Origin of the sequence: Fundicoccus sp. Sow4_F4, assembly GCF_052116145.1 — a bacterium.
GTDB lineage: Bacteria > Bacillota > Bacilli > Lactobacillales > Aerococcaceae > Fundicoccus.
In genome coordinates this window covers 13,411-37,662 of record NZ_JBQKLQ010000012.1, presented here as the reverse complement: position 1 = coordinate 37,662, position 24,252 = coordinate 13,411, and the positions used below count along the sequence as shown (strand labels likewise).

General features: G+C 40.0%; 23 protein-coding genes and 1 pseudogene. 13 read left to right on the top strand and 11 right to left on the bottom strand.

Features of this window, described 5'->3' with window-relative positions; genetic code table 11:
* Positions 1–39: 39 nt before the first annotated feature.
* The 7 genes from ACTQ5J_RS13035 to ACTQ5J_RS13005 form a co-directional block, all read right to left on the bottom strand.
* On the bottom strand, positions 40–420 hold the full coding sequence (locus ACTQ5J_RS13035) for a hypothetical protein (RefSeq protein ID WP_441753609.1): 381 nt from the start codon (positions 418–420) through the stop codon (positions 40–42).
* Positions 414–1,193 (bottom strand): metallophosphoesterase, encoded by a 780-nt coding sequence (locus ACTQ5J_RS13030; protein ID WP_441753608.1) that lies wholly within the window; start codon positions 1,191–1,193, stop codon positions 414–416. The genes ACTQ5J_RS13035 and ACTQ5J_RS13030 overlap by 7 nt, the downstream gene beginning before the upstream one ends.
* A gap of 13 nt (positions 1,194–1,206) precedes the next feature.
* The gene (gene phnE / locus ACTQ5J_RS13025; RefSeq protein WP_441753606.1) at positions 1,207–1,983 is read right to left on the bottom strand and encodes a phosphonate ABC transporter, permease protein PhnE; all 777 of its coding nucleotides are present in this window, start codon (positions 1,981–1,983) and stop codon (positions 1,207–1,209) included.
* On the bottom strand, positions 1,983–2,762 hold the full coding sequence (gene phnE, locus ACTQ5J_RS13020; RefSeq protein ID WP_441753623.1) for a phosphonate ABC transporter, permease protein PhnE: 780 nt from the start codon (positions 2,760–2,762) through the stop codon (positions 1,983–1,985). The genes phnE (ACTQ5J_RS13025) and phnE (ACTQ5J_RS13020) overlap by 1 nt, the downstream gene beginning before the upstream one ends.
* A gap of 20 nt (positions 2,763–2,782) precedes the next feature.
* Positions 2,783–3,631, bottom strand: coding sequence for a phosphonate ABC transporter ATP-binding protein (gene phnC / locus ACTQ5J_RS13015; protein WP_441753604.1), 849 nt, complete (start codon positions 3,629–3,631; stop codon positions 2,783–2,785).
* Between the two features lie 94 nt (positions 3,632–3,725).
* Complete coding sequence (locus ACTQ5J_RS13010) at positions 3,726–4,649, bottom strand: phosphate/phosphite/phosphonate ABC transporter substrate-binding protein (protein ID WP_441753621.1); 924 nt, start codon at positions 4,647–4,649, stop codon at positions 3,726–3,728.
* A 749-nt stretch (positions 4,650–5,398) separates the two neighbouring features.
* Positions 5,399–5,860, bottom strand: a complete 462-nt coding sequence (locus ACTQ5J_RS13005) for a hypothetical protein (RefSeq protein ID WP_441753603.1) — start codon at positions 5,858–5,860, stop codon at positions 5,399–5,401.
* Between the two features lie 262 nt (positions 5,861–6,122).
* Here ACTQ5J_RS13005 and ACTQ5J_RS13000 point away from each other — a divergent pair.
* Together ACTQ5J_RS13000 and ACTQ5J_RS12995 are read left to right on the top strand one after the other, a co-directional pair.
* A pseudogene (locus tag ACTQ5J_RS13000) lies at positions 6,123–6,416 on the top strand (nucleotide pyrophosphohydrolase); the annotation flags it as partial.
* A gap of 108 nt (positions 6,417–6,524) precedes the next feature.
* Positions 6,525–6,770 carry a MazG-like family protein gene (locus ACTQ5J_RS12995; protein WP_441753619.1) on the top strand — a complete coding sequence of 82 codons (246 nt, stop codon included), beginning with the start codon at positions 6,525–6,527 and terminating at the stop codon, positions 6,768–6,770.
* 157 nt (positions 6,771–6,927) lie between these two features.
* Here ACTQ5J_RS12995 and ACTQ5J_RS12990 read toward each other — a convergent pair whose 3' ends face one another.
* On the bottom strand, positions 6,928–7,695 hold the full coding sequence (locus ACTQ5J_RS12990; protein ID WP_441753601.1) for a superoxide dismutase family protein: 768 nt from the start codon (positions 7,693–7,695) through the stop codon (positions 6,928–6,930).
* A 287-nt stretch (positions 7,696–7,982) separates the two neighbouring features.
* Between ACTQ5J_RS12990 and ACTQ5J_RS12985 the strand changes: the two genes are divergently transcribed.
* The 4 genes from ACTQ5J_RS12985 to ACTQ5J_RS12970 all read left to right on the top strand — a co-directional run bounded on the left by ACTQ5J_RS12985 (position 7,983) and on the right by ACTQ5J_RS12970 (position 10,592).
* Complete coding sequence (locus ACTQ5J_RS12985) at positions 7,983–8,762, top strand: TatD family hydrolase (protein ID WP_441753600.1); 780 nt, start codon at positions 7,983–7,985, stop codon at positions 8,760–8,762.
* Between the two features lie 14 nt (positions 8,763–8,776).
* Positions 8,777–9,388 carry a ribonuclease M5 gene (rnmV, locus tag ACTQ5J_RS12980; protein WP_441753598.1) on the top strand — a complete coding sequence of 204 codons (612 nt, stop codon included), beginning with the start codon at positions 8,777–8,779 and terminating at the stop codon, positions 9,386–9,388.
* On the top strand, positions 9,375–10,256 hold the full coding sequence (gene rsmA, locus ACTQ5J_RS12975; RefSeq protein WP_441753596.1) for a 16S rRNA (adenine(1518)-N(6)/adenine(1519)-N(6))-dimethyltransferase RsmA: 882 nt from the start codon (positions 9,375–9,377) through the stop codon (positions 10,254–10,256). The genes rnmV and rsmA overlap by 14 nt, the downstream gene beginning before the upstream one ends.
* 102 nt (positions 10,257–10,358) lie before the next feature.
* Positions 10,359–10,592, top strand: a complete 234-nt coding sequence (locus ACTQ5J_RS12970) for a Veg family protein (protein ID WP_441753594.1) — start codon at positions 10,359–10,361, stop codon at positions 10,590–10,592.
* 178 nt (positions 10,593–10,770) lie between these two features.
* On the opposite strand, the gene ACTQ5J_RS12965 is transcribed toward ACTQ5J_RS12970, so the two are convergent.
* The gene (locus tag ACTQ5J_RS12965) at positions 10,771–11,739 is read right to left on the bottom strand and encodes an L-lactate dehydrogenase (protein ID WP_441753592.1); all 969 of its coding nucleotides are present in this window, start codon (positions 11,737–11,739) and stop codon (positions 10,771–10,773) included.
* Between the two features lie 168 nt (positions 11,740–11,907).
* Between ACTQ5J_RS12965 and pth the strand changes: the two genes are divergently transcribed.
* From pth to ACTQ5J_RS12935, 6 genes are all read left to right on the top strand, one after another.
* Positions 11,908–12,477: an aminoacyl-tRNA hydrolase gene (gene pth, locus ACTQ5J_RS12960; protein ID WP_441753590.1), complete on the top strand. Its 570-nt coding sequence runs from the start codon at positions 11,908–11,910 to the stop codon at positions 12,475–12,477.
* Positions 12,478–12,579: 102 nt separating this feature from the next.
* Positions 12,580–16,143 (top strand): transcription-repair coupling factor, encoded by a 3,564-nt coding sequence (gene mfd / locus ACTQ5J_RS12955; RefSeq protein ID WP_441753588.1) that lies wholly within the window; start codon positions 12,580–12,582, stop codon positions 16,141–16,143.
* Complete coding sequence (locus ACTQ5J_RS12950) at positions 16,143–16,427, top strand: RNA-binding S4 domain-containing protein (RefSeq protein WP_441753587.1); 285 nt, start codon at positions 16,143–16,145, stop codon at positions 16,425–16,427. The genes mfd and ACTQ5J_RS12950 overlap by 1 nt, the downstream gene beginning before the upstream one ends.
* A 176-nt stretch (positions 16,428–16,603) precedes the next feature.
* Positions 16,604–17,101: an FtsB family cell division protein gene (locus ACTQ5J_RS12945; RefSeq protein WP_441753585.1), complete on the top strand. Its 498-nt coding sequence runs from the start codon at positions 16,604–16,606 to the stop codon at positions 17,099–17,101.
* Positions 17,102–17,201: 100 nt separating this feature from the next.
* Entirely contained in the window at positions 17,202–17,720 is a 519-nt protein-coding gene (locus ACTQ5J_RS12940) for a S1 domain-containing RNA-binding protein (RefSeq protein WP_441753583.1), read from the top strand.
* A 347-nt stretch (positions 17,721–18,067) separates the two neighbouring features.
* On the top strand, positions 18,068–19,483 hold the full coding sequence (locus ACTQ5J_RS12935) for an N-acetylmuramoyl-L-alanine amidase (protein ID WP_441753581.1): 1,416 nt from the start codon (positions 18,068–18,070) through the stop codon (positions 19,481–19,483).
* Between the two features lie 498 nt (positions 19,484–19,981).
* Here the strand turns inward: ACTQ5J_RS12935 and ACTQ5J_RS12930 are convergent, their stop codons facing one another.
* Together ACTQ5J_RS12930 and ACTQ5J_RS12925 are read right to left on the bottom strand one after the other, a co-directional pair.
* Positions 19,982–21,025, bottom strand: a complete 1,044-nt coding sequence (locus ACTQ5J_RS12930; RefSeq protein WP_441753580.1) for a sensor histidine kinase — start codon at positions 21,023–21,025, stop codon at positions 19,982–19,984.
* Positions 21,025–21,696 (bottom strand): response regulator transcription factor, encoded by a 672-nt coding sequence (locus ACTQ5J_RS12925; RefSeq protein ID WP_441753579.1) that lies wholly within the window; start codon positions 21,694–21,696, stop codon positions 21,025–21,027. The genes ACTQ5J_RS12930 and ACTQ5J_RS12925 overlap by 1 nt, the downstream gene beginning before the upstream one ends.
* A gap of 201 nt (positions 21,697–21,897) precedes the next feature.
* Between ACTQ5J_RS12925 and ACTQ5J_RS12920 the strand changes: the two genes are divergently transcribed.
* On the top strand, positions 21,898–24,237 hold the full coding sequence (locus ACTQ5J_RS12920; RefSeq protein WP_441753578.1) for an ABC transporter ATP-binding protein/permease: 2,340 nt from the start codon (positions 21,898–21,900) through the stop codon (positions 24,235–24,237).
* Positions 24,238–24,252 lie beyond the last annotated feature (15 nt).

Below are 24,252 nucleotides of genomic sequence, written 5' to 3'. Positions count from 1 at the left end.
AAAAACCAGGTTATCCTTCAAGGAAGACCTGGTTTTCTTTTAATAGGCCGTATGTTTAATGATTTCGTCGAACAGTGGTAGCAAGACGCCCTCACGCAGACGCGTTTGAGGCAGGCGGCCTGTAATCGCCACGATTGAATAAAAATGGTCAGGGTCAAAGGCCAGGACCTGGTCAGATACAGAAGGGATTTCCTTGCCCGGCAAGTAATAGTAGCTTAAGGGGAAAGGTGCGCTCAGTTCGGCGCTGAATTCACCCAGTGTCCGGGCACTGAAATCCAACAAGTAACCATCGGCTGGGTAACGATGTTCAATCCAAGACTGAATGTTTGACAGCGTCACATTTTGTTGAAGCCAAGACTGGTAAATTGTACGCTCTGGTCCCAAGGGATAGTCAATTGCTTGATTTCGCAAATTTAACAAGCGATTCTCAATAATTTCTGTGTGATCCTCGTAAACTTTAAAGCGTTGTAAACCAAAATAATGTGCGCGTGTTCCAACTTGTAAGAAGGCGGTTTGGTGAGGTGGATTCCAGTATTGGTAAAGTGTTGGTGGCCACAAATTAAGCTATTGATTTCAGGAAAAGCTTCCATCAGTTGATAGGCTTGGTCCTCCATTGAGGGGTAAAACCAAGTGGCACCTGTTTCAGGATCGTTGGTTAAGCCGCCGTGGTAGCTCACAATCACTAAATCGTAAGACTCTTCATTATTCAAGTGCTCCAATACATCTTGCAACGCCACAAAAGGATTTTCGACGACAACTTCTTCTGCGACTTTGCGGGAACATAACTGGTTAAAAGCGGCGGTCATCAAACCGATGATGGCTACTTTTACACCTTTGACCGATTTAATCGTATAGGCTGGAAAAATAGGGGTCCCACTAATATCCTTTAAATTCGCGCAAATATAATCTGCTTTCAACTCACTTACTTGTCTTTGTAGCCAAGCTAAGCCGAAATCCAGATCATGATTTCCTGGAATCATCACATCATAAGCTAAATCATTAGCAACGGTGACTAGCGGACTAATCATCTTTTGGTCATAGCTGTAGGCTGCAAAGGGGCTACCGACGAAAAAATCGCCATTATCCATTAAAAGATCAGCAGTCACGACTTCTAATACAGTTGGTATGATTGCCAGGCCTTCATCTAAAAAGCCATGAACATCTGTTGTGGCAGCGATGGAAATCTGCGTCATAAAAGCACCCTTTCTATAATAACTTCTGGCGAATTTTACTACTCATCAAATCAATTACAACAACGACCAAAATAATCGCGAGTAAAATGATACTGACACGGGCCCAATTTCTTTGTTGTAAAGCAAAAATAATGGGTGCACCAATCCCGCCAGCACCAACCAAGCCTAAGGTGGTCGCACTACGCACGTTGATTTCAAAATGATTGAGCACATGCGACGCGGCAATGGGTAAGACTTGTGGTAAGCGTGCGTATTGGAAAATTTGACTGGAACTGGCACCGACTGCTCGCATCGACTCAATTGGAGTTTCATCAATGCGGTCGAGTTCCTCACTGACTAATTTTCCCAGCATACCGACTAATTGTACACCTAAAGCCAAGGCACCCGCAAAAGGACCTGGACCTACAACGCGTACAAATAAAATTGCATAAATCAAAGCTGGAACGGAACGCATTAAGTTTAATAAACCTCGCATCCCTAAAGGAATCAAAGTCAGACGTCCCCATGTCGATTTGGCACTTAGTAAAATAAATGGAATCGATAGAATCGAGCCAATAATTGTACCGTAAAAAGCAATCACGACTGTTTGGAACATTAAATGTACTAAGTCTTCGCTTGTGCCATCATAGACGTAACTAAAATCAGGTTGCAATAGGCTGGTGACAATATGCCAAATATTGCTGAACTGTAAATTAACGAGGTTAGAGTAATCAAGCGTTAAAAAGGCATAGAAGGTGAGGGCGACCAAGACAAACAGTAAACTTCGATTAATCAATTTATTCGACTTCATTAGATAACCTCCCGTCTAATATATTCGCTAATCCAACTCGTAAGGAAAACTAGTAATAAGATAATTAAAATAATTAAACTTACACGGCCAAACTGCATGAAGCTTAAAGCGGTATTTAGCATCACGCCAATCCCGCCAGCACCGACATAACCTAAGACAGCCGACGCACGAATGTTTACCTCGAAAGCATATAAGGCATAGGCGAAGACGCTGTGAGCGACTTGTGGCCAGACAGCATTAACTGCCATTTGAAAACGTGTAGCGCCAATTGATTCATCCGCTTCAAGTGGACCAATATCAATCGTTTCAATCGTCGAGAAAATTAATTGTGAAACCATGCCGAAAGTAAAGATGGCTATCGTTAACACCCCGGTTAACTCACCAATTCCAATAATTGCCACCAACAATGCGGCCAGTAACAAGTTAGGGATCGTGCGAAATAAACTAAAGTAAGTCCGGAAAACAAAGGTGATGATTGGATTGCGTGTTACCAAATTGGTTCCTAGAAACGCAGCCGGAATCGCAAATACCACACCTAAAAAGGTACCAGACACTGACATTAAAATGGTTTCAATCATTGGTTCAATCAGTCTGTCAATATAAGACCATTCAGGTTTCAAGAAACCTTCTAAGAACATAGCGGCTTGTCTGCGATTATCTGCGACTTCTGACCAATCGGCATTAATTAAGCTACCAGCCATCAGAAATAAAAGCACTATCAATAGAGTGCCGCCGAATTGTTTAAGAAGATTGTCATAGATTGTATCTTTATGTTTCATCATTAACCCATCCTTCCTACTTAACCCTCAGTCGATACATTAGTCGAGTCGTCATTTACATGTTCTTGGCGTAAATCTGTTTCGATTTTGACTTCCAAGGCCTTTAAATTAGCCTGTGCTTCATTTTCGAAAATTGCTTTACCGTATATTTCATTTAATTTTTCATCGGTTGCTGCATAAGCCGGACCATCAAAGACAATTTCGCCAGCGCGCATGCCGATAATTCGTGATGCATAGCGGCGAGCTAAATCAACCGAGTGAATATTGATGACAATTGTGCGTTCGTTTTCTTCGTTCAAGCGTTTGAAGTCATTCATGACTGTTTCAGAAGTTACCGGATCTAAGGCTGATACAGGCTCATCCGCTAAAATAAGATCAGCTTCTTGGACAATCGTTCGAGCGATTGAGACTCTTTGTTGTTGCCCACCACTCAAGGAATCACTACGGTCCTTCAACTTGTCAGCCAAGCCCACTTTTTCCAGAGCTGTCTCAGTTCTAGCATAATCTTCTTTTGAAAAGAGACCTAATAAAGTTTGCCAATTAGAGTAGTAACCTAAACGCCCAGAAATGACATTCTTTTGAACGGTGTTTTTTCGAACTAAGTTAAATTGTTGGAAAATCATCCCGATATTGCGACGCATACGACGCAACTGACGAGCGTTAGCATTGGTAATTGACTCACCCGCAATTTTGACTTCACCTTCTGAGACATCATTTAAACGGTTTAAACTGCGTAATAAAGTACTCTTACCAGCACCACTAAGGCCGATAATACACACAAATTCCCCCTTGTGAATCGTTAAATTGATGTTTTTTAAACCAGTGACCCCGTTTGGGAAAATCTTCGTGACATTATTGAGTTCTATCATATTTTTTCCTCCCAGTTAGCCAAAAAAATAGCCAACTTTCTGTATGCGAATCGCTACTGAAAGTTGACTATCTGTTGGACTAATCAAAAATTATTTATTGAGCGGCAATCTCAGTGTATTCTTTAATTTGGTCATAAATTGCTTCGTCAACCTCTGTGTAACCTAAGTGGCTCCAAAGAGACATGATTTCTAAGCCTTCTTCTGTGTCGCCCATTGTTAAGAATGCTTCTTTAATCGCTTCTTGCAAATCTTCATCCATATCTGGTTGAACCGCAATCGCGTCGTTAGGAATTTCACCTTCCGTTAAATAAAGCACACGTAACTCTTTCATTAAGTCATTATCTGGGAAAGCACCTGCGAACACTACACGAGCGCCTTCAAATACAAACGCAGCATCCTGTTGACCATTTAAAACAGCGGTAATCTCACTTGGAATATCGTTAACTGTCGTTAAAGTCACATCTTTATTGATATCGATCCCTGCATTAATCATTTCAGCCACTGGATAAATGTATCCTGAAGCAGAGTTAGGACTTAAGGTTGCGATTTTTTTGCCAATTAAATCAGATAGTTCTTGCATATCGCTATCCGCTTTGACTAAAATTTCACCTTGGAAAGCGCCGGTAGTTTCGCCTGCCACTGGCAAACCAGTTTCGTCATCAAATTTACCTAAAACAGATGTCAGAATCGCTTTAGCAGAATCTAAATCGCGCGCTTGTACGTAAGCAGCCGGTGGCATAATACCTAAATCAACTTGGCCCGAAGCCATGGCTTGAACAATTGTTGTATAGTCTGTAGCTAGTGTTACATTCACTTCGCGACCTAAAGCTTCTGATAAATATTCAGCCAGCGGCAAAGCGCGTGCCTCCATTGAACCATCGTTGCTAGTAGGAACAAATTGAACTTCCAGTGCTTCCTCGTCTTGTGCCGTAACGACTTGACCAAAAGCAACTGTATTGAGCATCGTGCCTAGAACTAAACTGCCTAAAAGTAAAGCTTTGATTGATTTAAACATTATTCAATCTCCTTCAAAATGATATTTGTCTTCAGTATTCGCTAACTATTGTAAAAATAGTGTAAAGTTTGTTTTAAATTATAAATAATACAAGAAACGTTCGGAAAGTCGCTGTTGTCAAGACACCACGAGTGGAATAGACACATTATCTGACAGTAGAAAATCAACTTTTGGCTAATCGTTCTATTCCTGAAAGGTGGTTAGAATTTATTGGAATCGTATGTTCTTTCATTAATTAAGGTTTGGCTGTAAAAATCAAAGAGTTTGAATTGAATGAAGGCCGAGATGACACCAATTAAACTACCAATTAACATTCCAAAAAATCGTGAATGAATCAGGCTGGGCCAGATGTCAGGATTGGTTAGCGTCATTTGTAACAAAATCATGTTGGTGACGAAAAAGATACCGATTGACTAATTGCGTGGCATAAAATATTCAACCACTACTCAGATAATCACAACGAGGATGATTTTGACTTCAATGGTCATGGGCACCAACATCAATAAAGTAGCTGTAACGAGCCCTAAAGTTGTCCCGATCATTCTTCGAAAATGTCGGCTGTTGATACAATCAGCCAACTTTTCTGATCTAAGCCGACCGCGAGATTAATGTAACTAGCAATAAATAGAGTAATCGAAAACTGAAGCTATCAATAATCGAGCGGGGGCCTTGGCGAATGCGTTCGAGCAAGTTAAGCTGGAAGCTAGTTGACTGCTTCGGTGTTTGTTCGATTTTTAAAGAGAGGTAGCCCATCAAGATAGACAGGGTGACACCGGAAAAAAATACAAACTCAGCTGGGCGACTTCTTCTGATTGAACTGGATTAGATGCCCCAGCTGCCACACAAAGGATGATAAACAAATCCCCTGGTTTATCAAGCTTAAAAAGTCTAAACAGCAGGCGACTAACGAAAGCAATCAATCCAATGATGAGTGGTCCCATCAGAATATAAACGGTTGAAAGTAAACCAAGGACATAACTAATAAAAAGAATGAGTCCGACAAACATGAGGCGTTTTATGATGCGGTCGTCTTCGGTTGGTGTGTAGTGTAAAAAAGTAAAGACACCTAAAGAGGCGACGGCGTTGATGCTGTAATTACCTGATAAGAATCCGACGAGGTTAATGATGAGAATACAAATTCCTGCTGATATTAGCCTGACCTTGCTATCTTGGGGACGATTGTAATGGAAAATGTGTTGTTTTAGACCTTGCATGTCATTGGCTCCTTAAATAAAATTTTTTTGTTTGGGAAAGCTGTATGGAATGGCAAAGCACTCCTATTCATTGTATGGATTATAACATGGTGTGATTTGTTAGGAGTAAGTGGTAATTATTAGTGTGACAGCACAGCCTTAGTGTTAATATTTTGTTGTCAATATTACTCTTGTTGGAGGCTTGTTTTTAACGTTTTTCTGTCAATATGTGGTATACTATAGATAATGATTTTTTTGTAAACTTACGAAAAGAGTGGATAACATGAACAATATTGAAAAAGTAAATCAGTTTCGTGACGCGCGTCATTGGCGTCAATTTCATAATGAAAAAGATTTGGCCTTGTCGATAACTTTGGAGTCCTCAGAACTGTTGGAAATATTCCAGTGGAAAGAGGCGGAAGAAGGGGTTTCAGATATTGAGGCGATTAAAGATGAATTAGCAGATGTGTTAATTTATGGACACATGTTAGCTGGTAATTTGGCATTGGATATTGACTATTTGGTGGACCGTAAATTACAAAGAAATACTGAAAAGTATCCAGCTAAACCGAATGCATCAGAAATTTCGGCAGATTTGTCTTTAGAAGATAAAATTGTCGCTTATCGTGCAGCGCGTAATTGGGCCTTATGGGACAATGCCAAAGATGTCGCAATTGCGATTGCGGTGGAAGCAGCTGAGTTGTTGGAAGTTTTCCAGTGGCGTGAGTCGTCAGAAGTCTTAGCCGATGAAGAGGCAATGGACGAATTACAGGATGAGTTGGCTGATGTCATTATTTATAGTTATGTCTTGGCTCAGTCATTAAACTTAGAAGTGAATGACTTGATAACGAATAAACTTGAGAAGAACAATCTTAAATATCCGGTTCATAAGAGTCGTGATAGTAATAAAAAGTACGACGAATTACTGTAGAGTCATTGACCCTTATGCGTGAGGGCTTGCTAAAAGCTACAAGTCAGCAAAAAAACTAGACACTTTATCAGCTATTAGCTGAAATGAGCGTCTAGTTTTTTATTTTGAGGTATACAAGCATTAAATTTTATTGCAAGCTACTAGCTATCGAAATATATTATTCGCTGTCTTCGTCGCTTGAAGCGTCATCTGCATTAGCGTCGTCCGATGTATCGTCCGTCGCATCATTTGCGTCTTCACTTGAAGCGTCAGATGAGTCTTCTGCGTAAAATTCACTATCCTCTAATGGGGCAAAGATGACAGCGGCTGCTTGACGATCCCCCGCATCACCAGTAGGTTGCGTGGTGTAGTCGTCTGTTCCTTCGTGAATAATCAATGTTGTCCCATCTGTAGAGTTTAAAGTATTTTCTCCTTCTGGATCTAGTGAAACGTTTGGAATTTCAATCGTTTCTTCAACGGTACCCTCTTCGCCAACGACTAAATTTGGTAAGTCTCCAGCATGTGGCCCGGTTTCAGATTCAGTTCCGTGTTCAACCTCTTCGGGGTTAAAATGGCCCCCGGCATCTTCAAACGTTGGGGCTGTTGCTAAACCAACCGTGTGAATGTGCATACCGTATTCGCCTGCTTCGAGTCCTTCTAATTTCAATTCTAATGTTACGACACCATCTGTATCTTGTTTGAAAGTAGCTGTTCCAATTTCTTCTTCATCTGCATTGATGACCTTAGTTTCGACTTCAAAGTCGTATTCTTTATCATCCGTTGCTTCAGTTGACTCATTTGACTCATTTGTTTCTGTTTCAATTGTTTCCGATGTTTCTTGTGTATCAGAATCATCCTGAGCAAAAATATTTAAGGTTGAAGGATTGAAGGTGCTTAATAGTAACCCTGCACTTGACAATGTTAATAACTTTTTAAGTTTATTCATAGTGTAACTCCCTCTCTTGTACTTAATAAATGTATCCTATCACGGTCCTTTTTCGATGTCACACGATATGCACCTTCTTGACCTTTACAATAGTGTCTCTAGAATGTGACAGTTAATAGCCAAACAGTGAAAGCCTATTCGAATAGCATTGAGTGGCGTCAGTATGATAAACTTAAGAATGTTTAAAGGACGCTCAACTTACATGTGAGAGAGCACCTAATTATGGTATGATTATTGAGTTGCCCACATAGTGTATAATGAAAGAAGTAAGTAAAGGGGTTTTTTAATTGAAAATTTTCGATACACACACGCATTTGAATGCAGATCAATTTGTTGATGAGGTTGGGAAGTTGGTTCAAGAAGCCGCTGAGCAAGACGTTCATTACATGGCAGTCGTGGGTTTTGATGAACAGACAATCGAACGGTCTTTAGCTATTAGTGAGACTTATAAAAATATTATTAGTGTTGTTGGCTGCCATCCGACTGAAGCGAGTAATTATACGCCGGATTTTGAGCGTCGTTTGGAACATTGGTTGGAATTACCAAATGTGTATATGCTCGGTGAAATTGGTTTGGACTATTACTGGGATAGCGCGCCACGCTCGACTCAAGCTGACGTATTTAAACGTCAAATTGCAATTGCCAAAGAACATAATTTACCGATTACGATTCACAACCGCGACGCGACGGAAGATGTTTACCGAATCTTGAAAGAAACGGGTGTACCGGACGCTGGAGGGATTATGCACAGCTTTGGTGGAACGGCGGAAGAGGCTAAAGGCTTTATTGATTTAGGCATGCATATCAGTTTCAGTGGCGTACTGACTTTTAAAAAGTCGATTGAAGTTAGAGAAGCAGCAGCAATTGTCCCTAGTGAATTATTGCTGGTAGAAACTGATGCCCCATACCTAGCACCCGTTCCTAAACGAGGTAAACGTAACGAACCCGCTTATGTCCGCTATGTTGCAGAACATCTAGCGCAAGTGCGTAATGTCTCCTTAGAAGAAATCGCGGCTTTAACGACGAACAATGCTTTTGAACTTTTTCGTTGGCGACCAAATGAATGAAAGATTGAGTGACCATGACAGATAAATATATTAACAAAATACCAACGCAAGTCATCATTGTGGAAGGTCGCGATGATACCGCCCGATTAATTGAGACCTTTGGACCAGAAGTCAAAATAATTGAAACAGGGGGCTCGGCTTTGAATAAATCGACGCGTTTGCGAATCAAGCAAGCGGCCGAGCAATTCGGAATTATTATCTTTACGGATCCAGATTTTCAAGGTTTACGTTTGCGCCGCATAATTAGTGAAGCCATTCCTGAAGCTAAGCAAGCTCATTTGTCGCCTGAAGACTCACGGGGCAATAAAGTAGGTGCTAGTTTAGGTGTGGAACATGCGACACCAGAAGCCATTCGAACAGCAATTGCGGCTGTAGCAGACTTGGCTTTAACCGATGCTGTTGAACGGATTCCCCTTGCGGATTTAGTTCGATTACAATTGATTGGACACCCCGAAGCTGCCAGTCGTCGTGCTAAAGTAGCTAAGCATTTTCATTTAGGTCATCTAAATGGTAAGCAACTACAAAAGCAATTAGCACTTTACCAAGTAACCTTAAGTGAATTAACAGAATATTTAAAAGAAGCAGAGCGCTTAGACGCAAAGGAGGGTCAGGATGGAAACGAATAAAATGATTGCGACACCGTCGCGTACGATTGAAATCATGCAACAATATGGCATTAAAATGAAAAAGAGCTTAGGTCAAAACTTTCTTGTCGAACCACATATGTTAGAAAAAATGATCGAAGCAGGCGAGGTCGATGAAACAACCACTGTTATCGAAATTGGACCAGGAATTGGTGCCTTGACAGAATACTTAGCGATTCACGCTAAAGAAGTGTTGGCCTTTGAGATTGACCAACGCTTTGTCAAGATATTATCCAAAACATTAGCGCCTTATGACAATGTGCGTGTGATACATCAAGATATTCTAAGCGTCGACTTTGCAAGTGAGGATTACGAATGGTTACATCATGTTAAACGTCTAGTAGTGGTCGCAAACTTACCTTATTATATTACGACACCTATTATCATGAATTTATTAGCAAGTGACCTGCCTTTCCAAAGTTTAATTATGATGATGCAAAAAGAGGTTGCTGAACGAATGACGGCCTCAGTTGGCACGAAAGCTTATAACTCCTTGACGATTGCTATTCAAAATGATATGGAAGCTGAAACAGCTTTTATCGTTCCTAAGACAGTGTTTATTCCTAAACCAAACGTAGATTCAGCTGTTCTGAAGCTCACACGCCGTGAAGAAGCTTTAGTGACAGTGGATGACACTCATCGCTTTCAAAAATTTGTTCAAGCGTGTTTTAAACAGAGACGTAAAACAATCTGGAATAACTTAAAGGCAGCATTTACTTCAGACGAAGTATCAGCGGACGATGTTCGTGCGATAATGGATCAAGTAGGACTGGATGGTTCTCGTCGTGCGGAATCACTAACAATTATCGAGTTTGCACAATTGTATGAAGCGTTTTCAATTTTGTATTAAAATATCGTAAGAAATGGTGTTTAACACTTGCACCTGTCCATTGTCTATGATAAGATTGATTGTTTTGAAAAGGTATGGTATAATATTAGGTGAGGTGATACCATGCCAAAAGATTTAATAGAAATTAAATCATTGCTTGATGACAAGGTTGGAGAAGAGATTATTGTTACGGTACAGATGGGTCGCAAGAAGAAGAAAGAACGCAAGGGGATTTTAAAAGAAACTTACCGTTCTGTGTTTATTGTGGATCTAGATCAAGATCATAATAAAATCGGTCGCGTGTCTTTTAGTTATCAAGATGTATTAACTAACTCGGTTGAGTTAGAATTCGTATAGATATCATTTATATATAGTAAAAATAACTAAGATTCTGTCTGCACAGAATGTTAGTTTTTTTTTGCATTTTTTTAAGAGGAGCTTGTATCAAACCTAAAACTCTACCTAAAGAAATAACCCTTAAGCGAATACACTATTCGCTCAAGGGCTATTCTACATAACGTACCTTTCTTAAAGCTTAGCTGTCTAAGCGGGCGAAGCCCTCTTGAATCACTTGTTTCAGTGTAGAAGCAGAGTGATTCATTTGTTTTGTTTCAAGCTCATTCAATGGAATCTCAATAATTCGCTCAATTCCTTGACGGCCAATAATCGCTGGTGCTCCGATAAAGACATCTTCTTGGCCAAATTGACCATCAAGGTAAACAGATAAAGGAAGAATGGCTTTTTGATCTTCAAAAATGGCCTGACAAATACGAGTCAAGGCAGAGGCTATACCGTAATAAGTAGCTCCCTTACGCGAAATGATTTCATAGGCTGCGTCACGTACCTTGATGAAAACTTTATCTAAGGCTTCTTCAGTGGTGCTATCGTCGATCTTTAACCACTCATTAATCTGTAGACCCCCAATATTCGCGTGAGACCAGACTGGGAATTCTGTATCGCCATGTTCACCTAGAATATAACCATGAACGTTACGTGCATCGACCCCAACTAAAGTCGCTACTTCTTGGCGTAAACGTGAAGTATCTAAGGATGTTCCTGAACCAATGACGCGTTCAGCCGGGAAACCACTAAATTTCCAAGTGGCATAAGTTAAGATATCCACGGGGTTAGCAGCCACTAAGAAAATACCATCAAAGCCTGAGGCTACTATTTGACCCACGATGTCTTGATAAATCTTCAAGTTTTTATGAACCAGATCAAGACGTGTTTCGCCAGGTTTTTGCGCAGCGCCCGCACATAAAACCACAACATCCGCATCGACACAGTCAGCGTATTCGGCGGCATAAATGTATTTGGGTGAATAGAATGGAACAGCATTAGATAAGTCTAAAGCATCACCTTCTGCTTTATCGTGATTGACATCGATGATGCCTAATTCACGGCCGACACTTTGCGTTACTAATGAGTATGCGAAACTAGAACCAACTGCGCCGTCGCCTACAAGAATTATTTTGTGTTTTGAAAAACTTTGTGTGTGATTCATTCTGTGTAACTCCCTTATATTTGAATTGTAATGAATTTATTATAACAAATATTAAGCTAATTGCGAAAGTTTTCCCGCTCTATATTTGGAGTGCTATTTTGGCTTTGGGAAGGTTGTTTGTGTTATAATAGGCAACGAAATGAAAAAGGAAGTTACGGTGATGGAAGCGTGAAATTAATTATTGGCTTAGGAAATCCAGGCAATCGTTATGATGGCACACGTCATAATATCGGATTTCATGTGATTGATACCTTGATGGCACGTCATGGTTTGACGATGATGGACCAAAAATTTAAAGCGGATTATACAATTTGGCGTCATCCGCAAGACAAAGTGCTTTTGCTTAAGCCTTTTACTTATATGAACCTTTCGGGTGAGGCGCTACTGCCATTTATGAGTTATTATGGCATAGCGATGGAAGATATTGTCGTTGTTTATGACGATTTAGACTTGGAGCCTGGACGGATTCGCTTGCGTCAGAATGGTAGTGCCGGTGGACATAATGGGATAAAGAGTATTATCCAAATGCTAGGCGCGCAAGATTTTAAACGTATTCGGGTCGGCATAGGACGACCTCAGGGAGGTTGGAAAGTTGTCGATCATGTACTCGCCACTTTCAGACCAGAAGAGCAGGACTCAGTCAATGAAGCAAGTCAACTAGCGGCAGATGCTCTGGATGACTGGGTAGATGGAAAAGATTTTTTGAAAATTATGAACACATATAACCAAAGGAAATAATACATTAGAGGGGGTCAGTTAGCTGAGCTCCTCCCTTGAGTTTGTTATGACGCCATTAAGGCTTTGTAACAGCCCATATTAGAAATAAGGAGTTTATCAATTATGCTATCGAAGTTATTTACACCAGCATTTCAACCCGCCATTAAACAAATAAATAGTGCTTCTCTTAAAGGGTTGCCTCATCTAGTCACAGGACTTGATGCTAGTGCTCGTTCGGTGATGATAGCTCAGCTATACCATCAGCGCCCTCAACAATTACTAATTGTTGAACCGAGCGTAATCCAACTGACGCAACTTTATGATGATTTAGTTCAGTTATTGCCTGGCGTGAAAATTCTACAATTCCCAGCTGAAGAATCACTGGCTTTGGAATATTCCTACGCTTCAATGGACAATATGGCACGTCGGGTCGAAGTCCTCAATACCTTATCACGTGGTGAGGATTGTATTATTCTATCGCCCGTTGCAGGCATCCGTAAACGCCTAACGCCTGTTGATAAATGGCGCTATGAAATGACCCATCTTGAGTTGGGCGATGAAATGGAACGTATGGCCTTAGAACAAAAATTAAGTTACTTCGGTTATACACGCCAACCAATGGTGCAAACTCCAGGAGAATATAGCGTGCGTGGAAGCATTGTTGACTTTTATCCACTGAACAGTGATTATCCCGTTCGGTTGGATTTCTTTGACATTGAATTGGATTCCATTCGCTATTTCGATGCCGAAACACAAACCTCCATTCGAAACTTAGAAAGCTTTGACCTGATTCCTGCAAAAGATATCCTCTTTAGCATCACGGAACAACAAAGCATTAGTCAGGCAATTGAAAAGCATACGGCCAAAGTAATTGAAAAAATCGAAGATGACACCCTAGTGACAATTATCCAAAGAGGCATGCAACAGCAACTTGAAATGCTTAACTCTGGTGAAGCATTGATGTTTTCGTCAGCATACTTGGAATTTTATGACCCTCAAGGAACGTCACTTATCGATTACTTGAACCCCAATTGTCTCATTGTGATTAATGATTTTGGGAAAATAAATCAAACAGAAATACAATCAACGAATGACGACATGTATTGGTTAGAACAAGAAGTTAGTAAAGGTCAATTACCACCTAAGCTGACTGTTCACTTGAGTGCCTTTGACTTATTGAAGCATACTCAATTGCCTCGTGTGCATTTTGTCACCTTGCAAAAAGGTTTAGGCAACTTAACATTTGAGGCGGTTCATTCTTTTCAATACCGTAGTATGAATCCGTTTTTTAACCAAATGCCTTTGATTAAAACGGAAGTAGACCACTGGTTTAAACAAAAAGCTACCATTCAAGTCTTGGTCAGCAGTCAAAAACAAGCCGATAAAACACTTGAGCTGTTCGAAGAGTATAATATTAGACCAAGTATCATACAACACGGTGATGAAGTTCAAAGCGCAGTCGTGAACATTGTCATTGGTAGCTTGTCGAGTGGTTTTGAACTCCCTTTAGCCAAGTGGGTGGTATTAACTGAAAAAGAACTCTTTAACCAAGTTAAAAAACGAAAAATAAAAAAACAACATCTTTCGAACGCGGAACGAATTAAAAGTTATAGTGAATTAAATATTGGTGATTATGTCGTGCATGCTAATCACGGGATTGGTCAATATACCGGTTTAGATACAATTGAAATCAATGGTGTTCACCGAGATTTACTAGCAATTGAATATCAGAATAATGCGCGTGTATTAATTCCGGTTGATCAAATTGACATGATTCAAAAGTACGTCGCCTCTGAATCGAAAACACCCAAAGTCCATAAATTGGGTGGGTCGGACTGGGCGAAAACGAAGCAAAAAGTTGCTGCTAAAATTGAAGACATTGCCGATGAACTGATTGCTCTATATGCCAAGCGAGAACAAGAAGTCGGTTATGCTTTCGGCAAGGATACACCTGAACAAACAGATTTTGAGAATGCCTTTTCTTATGTCGAAACAGATGATCAATTACGTAGTACAATGGAAATAAAAAAAGACATGGAGAAAAGTCGGCCGATGGACCGTTTACTTGTCGGAGACGTCGGTTACGGTAAAACAGAAGTTGCGATGCGAGCAATTTTTAAAGCTGTAATGGACGGTAAGCAAGTGGCATTCCTAGTTCCTACGACAATCCTTGCCCAGCAACATTATAATTCCTTAATCGAACGTTTTGCAGAGTATCCTGTTGAAATTGGCTTACTAAGCCGATTCGTGACCAGGTCGAAACAGAATGAAACGTTAGAAGGACTAAAAAACGGCGCCGTTAATATTGTGGTTGGAACGCACCGTGTGTTGTCTAAAGATATTGAATTCCAAGATTTAGGCTTATTAATTGTCGACGAAGAACAACGTTTCGGAGTGAAGCATAAAGAACGTTTGAAGCAACTGAAATCGGAAGTGGATGTCTTGACTTTAACGGCGACACCCATTCCAAGAACCTTACACATGTCGATGATTGGAGTGCGAGATCTTTCCTTAATTGAAACGCCTCCTAGCAACCGTTATCCTGTCCAAACGTATGTGATGGAAAGAAATGAAGGGGCAGTAATGTCTGGTATCGAAAGAGAATTAGCCCGAGGCGGCCAAGTATTTTACTTGCACAACCGCGTAGCGACTATTTTCCAACGAGCGGATGAAATTAGTCAACTTGTGCCTGAGGCACGAGTGGCAGTGGCGCATGGGCAAATGTCTGAAGTGGAATTGGAAACAGTCTTAGTCGATTTTATTCAAGGTGAGTATGATGTCTTGGTGACCACGACGATTATCGAAACGGGTGTGGATATTCCTAACGCCAATACGATGTTTATTGATAATGCCGATCACATGGGGCTATCAACACTGTATCAATTAAGAGGGCGAGTGGGACGTACTAACCGAATCGCCTATGCTTACTTAATGTATGAACCGTTCAAGCAACTAAGTGAAGTAAGTGAGAAGCGTCTCCAAGCGATTCGCGAATTTACAGAACTCGGTTCTGGTTTTAAAATCGCGATGCGTGACTTATCCATTCGAGGAGCTGGTAATCTTTTAGGGAAACAGCAGTCTGGCTTTATCGACTCAGTTGGTTTTGATATGTACTCGCAAATGTTGAAAGAGGCGGTCGATATTAAACGTGGGAAAGCACCCGTAAGTAAATCTAGCTCGCAACAAATGGAATGGGACATTGGGTTGGATGCTTATATCCCAAGTACTTACATTCCTGATGAGTTACAGAAAATATCTGTCTATAAATCGATTCAACAAATCGATTCCGAAGAAGAATACCGTAATTTACAAGATCAGTTGATTGACCGTTTTGGCGAATTTCCTAGCGAAGTTGCTGACTTATTAGATATTGCCTTGATTAAGCATTATGGACTGCTGTCAGGAGTCAACCTAATTAAGCAACAAGGTCAATGGGTGCATCTATTCTTTAATCCAATCGCGAGTGATATTCTGAAAGGGCCAAATGTGTTTGAAGCCTTGCAGGATATTAAGTTGCGTGCTGAAATCGGCATGGAAGGGACACAGCTGAAAGTTTCTTTACTTGTTCAAGGGAAACCAAGTTATCAGTGGTTGGATATGGTTCGCAAGTTCACTGTTAATACGAGTGAAATTGTGGCGCCAGAAACGCAAACAGAAGAGGGATTTCAAGAGAAGGAGGAAGTTTAATGAGATTAGATAAATTTTTGAAAGTATCACGTTTAATCAAGCGTCGTAGCGTTGCCAAAGAAGTGGCTGATCAAGGTCGAATTGATATTAATGGTATCACGGCTAAATCTAGTTCAACGGTGAAAGAAGGCGATCAATTAACGATTCGTTATGGTAACCGCACTTTAGTAGCTGACATCGTACGTATCCTTGATACAACGAAAAAAGAAGACGCAGCACGTATGTATAACATTGTGTCTGAAGAACGTGTGCAAGACACGAACACTTTCACACCTTATGATTAATTCACTGGAAGCTACTCAACTTGAGTAGTTTCTTTTTTCGTATGAGAAACATGCTGTACTTTATCGAAATATTATGTTTCAGTTAGACTTACTTAAGTTTGGCTAGTATTTTGTCCAATAACATGGAAATGTACCTGAATTAATGGTAAACTCGATAAGTGTAAAGGAGGGGTGGGATGAATTATCGTGTTGAGTCTAAGACTCCAGAACGGAAAGTGCTCGAATTTCAGCAACTTAGAAGTGATCGAGCAAGACCTAGTAATCGCGTGCAAGAGCCGCAATTTCGAGGCATGGCTGAACCTATTGAAAGCAAACCGTCACCTCCTAAAAAGGGACGCAAAATCGCACTAGCATTTATAGGAGCTGCAGCCTTAGCGCTTGCAGGTATTCCTTTGCTTCGTACGATGTCCCATTCGACTGAGGTTGCACGAAATTTCGAACAAACTCAGCAGGCGCATAACCAAACAGTTCAACAGAATCGGGCAGTTCAACAAGAGTACTTGAGATTGCAAGACCCTGAATATTTAGCTGAAATTGCACGACGCGATTATTATTATGCAAAACCTGGAGAAATTATTTTTGATTTAGGCGATGCAGATTCGCAAGCGGATACTGACTTGTTTCAGAATAAGTCGGTCACTGATCCAGCTGTAGATGATGATGGCTCTGAATAAATAAGTGCCAGTCGATTGGTTAGTTTAATTTGGTTTTAATGCTGGTAATCAGCGTAACGGTTTGACAACCGTATAATATTTTAGGAGGAACATATTTTTTATGTCATTTGAAGTAGGTCAAAAAGTTGCGGGTAAAGTCACTGGGATTACACATTTTGGAGCATTTGTTTCATTGCCTGATAATAAAACAGGGTTAATTCATATTAGTGAAATTTCAGATTCGTACATTAAAGACATCAACACTGTATTAACTGTAGGTCAGGAAGTCGAAGTAAAGGTATTAACGATTGCAGCTGATGGTAAAATTAGTTTATCGTTACGTCAAGCTAACGAGCAAGCTAAACCAGAAACAACTGGTAGACCAAAACCTGCCTTTAATAAAGAGAATGATCGTAAGTATAATAAACAACCGCAATCTGATCAAGCACCAAGATTCAATAAAAGCAGTGCTGCTCCATCTCGTTCATCATACACGCCAAATCAAAATAACTCACCTAAAAAAGAGGGAGATTTTGACTCGCTAATGAGTGGATTCCTGAAAGATAGTGAAGATCGTTTGTCGTCATTAAGACGCAATACGGAAGGAAAACGTGGCGGACGTGGCGGTCGTCGTAGCTAATTAATTTGAATATTTAATCGATGCGCTTAGTGCCTGAGAAAATCTCATGCTTAAGCGCATTTTGTTTTGGTATTTTATCTAATAGTACGGTCATTTTGTCGAATGTAGTTGGCGATAAGAGAATTAAATAGTAAGATATATAAATAGTTAGGGGCATCCACTATTCATCGGATGGTTGTGAATGATGCGACACCGAACAATGTCAAACTGATGATGGAAAATAGAGAGGGCTTGTGGTTGTTTATAAGCTCAGGAACTTTGGTTTGGGTAGTTAAAGCGAACGGAACGTTCGAGGTGCGAGAAGAATATACACACAGGGAACTCTGTTTGTGGGGAGAATTATAAATATGTTTAGAAAAAAAAGGAAACAACCTCAATTTAAAATCGTACCGATTGTCATCGGTGTTTGTGTCGTCTTGCTCGCTTTGGTGGTAGCTGTTAGTTACTGGCCGAAACAGCAGGTGACCATTGAACGCGAACAAGTGGTTTTAAGAAACTCACCGGATACATTAGCTGAAAGTATAGGTGAATTGACGAGCAGTACTAAAGTAAGACTGCTAGAAGAACGGAATGGTTGGGCGCGAGTACGTACTGAAAATCAACAAGAGGGCTGGTTACCCATTTGGTTTTTAGATAATAGGACGCTAATAAATGATCAAGCTATTGCGGCTCAATTACTAATTGACACACCAGTCTATGGTGAAAGAGAGGAATCTGGCCCTTTAGTTACGACAATTGTGGCAGGAAGCTATTTATTGGTTAGTCAAGAGGCCGAAGGTTGGTTGAGTGTGCAGCTCACTTCAGAAGAACTAACTGATGAAGATTCAACTGAGTTGGAAACAAAAGGTTATATTCCCACACGATTAGTGAATTTAGTGCCAGAAGAAAGAGCATTAGCTCATAATGAAGCATACAGGTTTGAAAAGTTGCGTGCGTATGATCCGGAAGCGATTGCTGCTGCACGTTTAGAGGTTGAACCAGAAGTGACCATCCAATTTGCTAATGAGCCATTATATGAAGAAGAGTCAACTTATTCCCAAGTTCTTTATCGTGCCATGCCTGGTGAGGTGTTCTCCTTAGTTGGTGAGCTAGCAAAGCACAAAGATGATGATTTCTATTTGATTGAAAGTTCAGAGGGTGAACGTGGTTATGTAGATTCCGATCGAGTGGCTGTGAACACATTTTCTGTAGGGAGACTTGAAGGCCCCATTATCTCACAGTTGTCTAAAGCGTCAATTATGTTGGATCCAGGACATGGTGGTGTAGATACGGGAGCACTCAGTTGGGATAGTATGGCTGAGGAGAAGGTGGCTACTTTGGAATTAGCCTTGGAAATAAAGAAACAATTGGAAGCTAAAGGGGCTACCGTTTTAATGACACGTGACGAAGATCATTATGTGGAATTGATCGAACGAACTGAAGCCAGTAATGTGAATGAAGTCGATTTATTTATTAGCTTACATATTGATGGTTCAGAAGATTCTTATTGGTCTGGTACAAGCACTTATTATTATCATCAAACAGACAAGACTCTAGCGGAAGCTGTGAATCAAGAATTGGATAACCAAGAATTAGAAAATCTCGGTATAATGTTTGGGAATTATCATGTTCTGCGTGAGAATACTCGACCGAGTATCCTATTGGAGCTCGGTTATATTAGTAATTATTATGATGTAGAAGTGATTTTTAGTCATGAGTATCAAAAGAGTATCGCGAAATCGATTACTAAAGGCTTAGAAAATTATTTTACGACAAGTGAGTAATGGAACGTGGATTTACTGAGTGGTTAATTTTATCGTGTCAAAGAGACTGTGTGATTTGTCTCTTTGGCACTTTTTTTGTCTTATAAGGGCTTCTAAGTTTAAGGTGCTTATTTGGAAGCGCGTCTAAATATAGGAAGATAATCGCTTTAATCCCCCCATATCTAGCTTGTATATTTTAGTGTTTAACTCGCGGGTCTAGTCGACCTGTTAAAAATAAAACGTTCACTCAAAGTAATAAAACCGTAAGGAATTACAGGCTTTATTCAATGCGCTAAGTCCTCTAATTTTATCGTTAACCAGACGAAGCAAATGGAGTACCACAGGTTAGCGCTTGTTTATATGTTAGGAGAGTTTCAATGGGATAGGTAAAGTGCCGCTAGAATTTCCTGCTAGAACCAAGGGGGTGATTCCCGCCTGAAAGGCATCATCACCTAAAAAAATCTCCATCCCATCAAAAGTGGGGTGGAGATCAAAAAAATGTCATCAGTAAAAGTTCCTTTACTTATCAGCAGGTAAGGTAATTCTAGCGGTTGTCCCTTCACCTAGTTGACTCGTATAGTGAATCTCAGCCTTATGCAAATGAAGAATTTGTTTAACCAATGATAAGCCTAATCCATTACCAGAGTTTAAGCGGCTACTATCGGCTTGGTAAAATTTATCGAACGCTTTATTGAGTGTATCGTTCGACATCCCAACACCTGTATCTGCAATGAAAATTTGCACACGACCGTCTGGAGAGGGCTGCTGTGATATAGTAATTTCTCCATTAGTGCGATTATACTTAATCGCATTATCGATAATATTGGTCCACACTTGTTGAAGCAACTCTTCATTACCGATAAAACTTAAGCGTTCTAGCATGATATTGAATGTAATCCCTTTTTCTTCCCAACGGGGTTGCAAATAAAGAATCGCCTGTCGGATTTGTTCGTCTAAACGAATCGGTTTGCGCTCAATACTGATTCCTTGATGCTCAATTTTGGTTAGTTTCAGAATATTATCCGTTAACTGTGTTAATTGTTGAGTAGCAGCAATTAGACGAGACGTTAAATCTTTTTGTGTATCAGGGTCTAAGTCAGGATCTTGTAAAAGCTGAGCATAACCTTGAATGGCAGCTAAAGGTGTTTTAAATTCGTGGGAGACGGTAGAGACAAAATCGTTTTGTAAAGCATTAATCCCGTCGAGTTCATGAACCATTAAATTAAAATCATTGAATAGCTGACTCACTTCATCAATCTTGTGTTGTGTGTCTAACTGAATTGAAAAATTACCCCCAGAAACTTTCGTCATATTATCACGCAAGGTTTCGATAGGTTGAATAATTTGGAGCCCAACATAAGTCGTGATCAAAGCCGAAATCATGCCACTCATAATAATTAAGAAAACTAGAATATAAAAACGACCACTTAAGGCTAAATTCCACTGAAAATAACTATTCAATACAAACAATACAGTGGTAAAAATCGTCAAAGAAATAAAAGTTGCAATGCATGTTATAATTGCAAAGTGGAAGCGCATTTTACCATAGACTATGTTTTTCATTAGCTCACGACCGCTTTATAGCCAAGACCGCGAACGGTCACGATTTCGAAATCAGTATTATTGTCGAAACGATCACGTAAACGTTTGATGTGTACATCGATGGTTCTCTCGTCGGTATCGGAATCTAAGCCCCAAATTTCATCCATCAATTGTTGGCGTGTAAATATTTTGTCTGGGTAGGAAAGCAGTTTATATAATAATTGGAATTCTTTTTGAGGTAGCGTTAACTGTTGATCGAGATAAGCAATCGTGTAACTCATCTGGTCGAGCGTCGTCTGCTTTACTTTCAATTGTTTGGTGTGTGCAATCTTTGCCCGACGTAGCAGAGCCTCCACTCTTAAGACCATTTCATCAAGGTCGATCGGCTTGACCATGTAATCGTCAACGCCAATTTTGAAGCCACGTTTCTTATCGTCCAGTGAATCACGCGCAGTAATCATCAGAATAGGAACGTCAAATCCAGTATCGCGCATCAAGGCTGCAAACTCAAAACCGTCCATATTAGGCATCATCACATCGCTAATGATTAAATCGACATGGATTCTTTCGAGTAAATCTAGGGCTTGCTGTCCATCTGATGTAATGAAGACATCGAAATAATTTTTGGTGAGCATTGATTTATAAATGCGAGCTAAATTGTCATTATCTTCGATGATAAGAATTTTATTCATACTGACTCCTCCTTGTTTGGTTTATATTAGCAAGCGATTATGAATTGATTGTTAATAAAAAACCATTTGTTCACAGTGACTTAATATATATACTATACACTAAAACAGGTAAATTATATTCACAGAATATGAACGGAAATCACACTGTGTATTTTGTAGTGGAATCTGAAATAAATCGAACGTAAAATGAAGAGGTGCAACATGTTAGAATTAAAAAACGTAAAAAAATATTATACAGTAGGTGAAACAGTCACTAAAGCCTTAGACGATGTAACAATCGGGTTTCGTCAAAAAGAATTTGTAGCAATTTTAGGAACAAGTGGCTCTGGTAAAACAACCTTATTAAATGTCATCGGTGGACTAGACAATTATGATAGCGGAGACCTTGTCATTAATGGTCAATCAACAAAAGCTTTTAAAGATTCTGAATGGGATGCTTATCGAAATAACTCTATTGGCTTTGTTTTCCAAAGCTACAATTTAATCAGTCACTTAGGGATCTTAGACAATGTGAAATTGGGCATGACCTTAAGTGGTGTCTCAAAGGATGAAAAACATCAAAGGGCAGTCGATGCACTCGAACGTGTTGGTTTGAAGGATCATTTGAATAAAAAACCCAATCAATTATCAGGGGGACAAATGCAACGAGTGGCCATCGCACGAGCGTTAGCTAACGACCCGGACATCTTATTATGTGATGAGCCGACTGGAGCCTTGGATACTGAGACCAGTGTCCAAATTATGGACTTAATCAAAGAACTATCTGAAGAAAAACTTGTCATTATGGTGACGCATAATCCGGAATTGGCTCGTGAATATGCCAGTCGAATCGTGCGCTTGTCAGATGGTAAAGTAATCACGGACTCGAAACCATATGAAGAAGCAGATAAAGATAATCGTTTTCAATTAAAGAAAACTCAAATGAGTTTCTTGACGGCTTTAAATTTATCATTTAATAACCTCCGAACGAAAAAAGGCCGAACATTCTTAACAGCCTTCGCTTCAAGTATTGGTATCATAAGTATTGCGATTGTTCTGTCCTTATCAACAGGTTTTCAACATCAAATCGACTCCACTCAAGCAGAAACAGTATCAGCTTTTCCAATTTCAATGTCACGAGTGGCCTCTACTCAACCGACGAATGTTGAAAGTCCATTAGGAACGACAGATGGTGATTACCCTGATACGCAACTATTGATTGCTAAAGAACATATTCAAGATCAAGTTCAACACATTAATCCTCTTGATGAAGCTTATGTAGATTACATCAATGAGATTGATCCCAACTTGATTCAAGCAGTGGGCTTTAATCGTCCCCTTAAATTAAATCTTCTTCGTGAGGTAGACGGTGAGGTTCAATCAGTAGTCTTTTCGAATGCCCCTCAAACAGAAACAGGCTTACCGAATGCAGCCGACATGACATCTTTGTTAGGTGTTTCAACACCCGTTATTCCAACTGATGTTGAAGGCAACAGTCCCGTGTTAGTTGATAATTATGATTTGTTGGCAGGAGAGTTTCCAACGACTGCGCACGATGTTGTATTGGTAGTAGATAGTAACAACCAAACGAACTACAATGCATTACGTAATCTTGGCTTGTCTATCGATCCAGAAGAGGAATTAGATTTTGAAGAACTCCTCGGCACGACAGTGACTTTAGTCAATAATGATGATTTTTATACTGAATTACCAACGGGTCACTTTATTCCAAATCAAGACTTAGCGACTATCTATAAAGCAAGTGATAATCAAGAGTTAAGGATCAATGGGATTGTCAGAGCGAAAGCCGATGCAAAAATGGCGATTCTTGCGCCAGGAATTGCTTACTCAGAAGATTTATTAGCAGAATTTATTGACCAAAATCGTCAATCCGCAATTGTTGTCGCCCAAGAAGCAAGTGACGTTAATAGTCTAAGTGGTGAAACAATAGATGGCCATAGCCGTGAAATGTTATTGAGCGTTCTTGGTGGTAATGCGATTCCAACAAGTGTGCAAATTTATCCAAAAAACTATGAAACCAAAGATGAAATCATTACCTACTTAGACGCTTATAACGAAGGTAAGTCAACCGAAGATAGAATTATTTACTCTGATTTAGCTGGAACGATGACGGAATTAACAGGTGGTTTAATGGATGCAACAACGTATGTACTCGTAGCCTTTGCAGGTATTTCGCTTGTAACGAGTATGATTATGATTGGTATCATTACCTATACCTCCGTATTAGAACGTACGAAAGAAATTGGTGTCTTGAAAGCTTTAGGGGCGCGTAAAAAGGATATTACACGAGTGTTTGATGCGGAAACCTTTATTCTTGGGATTGCCTCTGGTGTATTAGGTGTTTCAATTGCTTATCTGGCAACGATTCCAATCAATATGCTATTAGAAAACTTCTCTGGCTTGAAAGACGTTGCACGTCTTGATCCGGTTCACGGACTTCTATTAATTGTGAGTTCAACACTCTTAACAGTTCTGGGTGGACACATTCCGGCAAGAATGGCTGCAAAAAAAGATGCCGCTATAGCATTAAGAGCGGATTAAACGGTATAATATGCC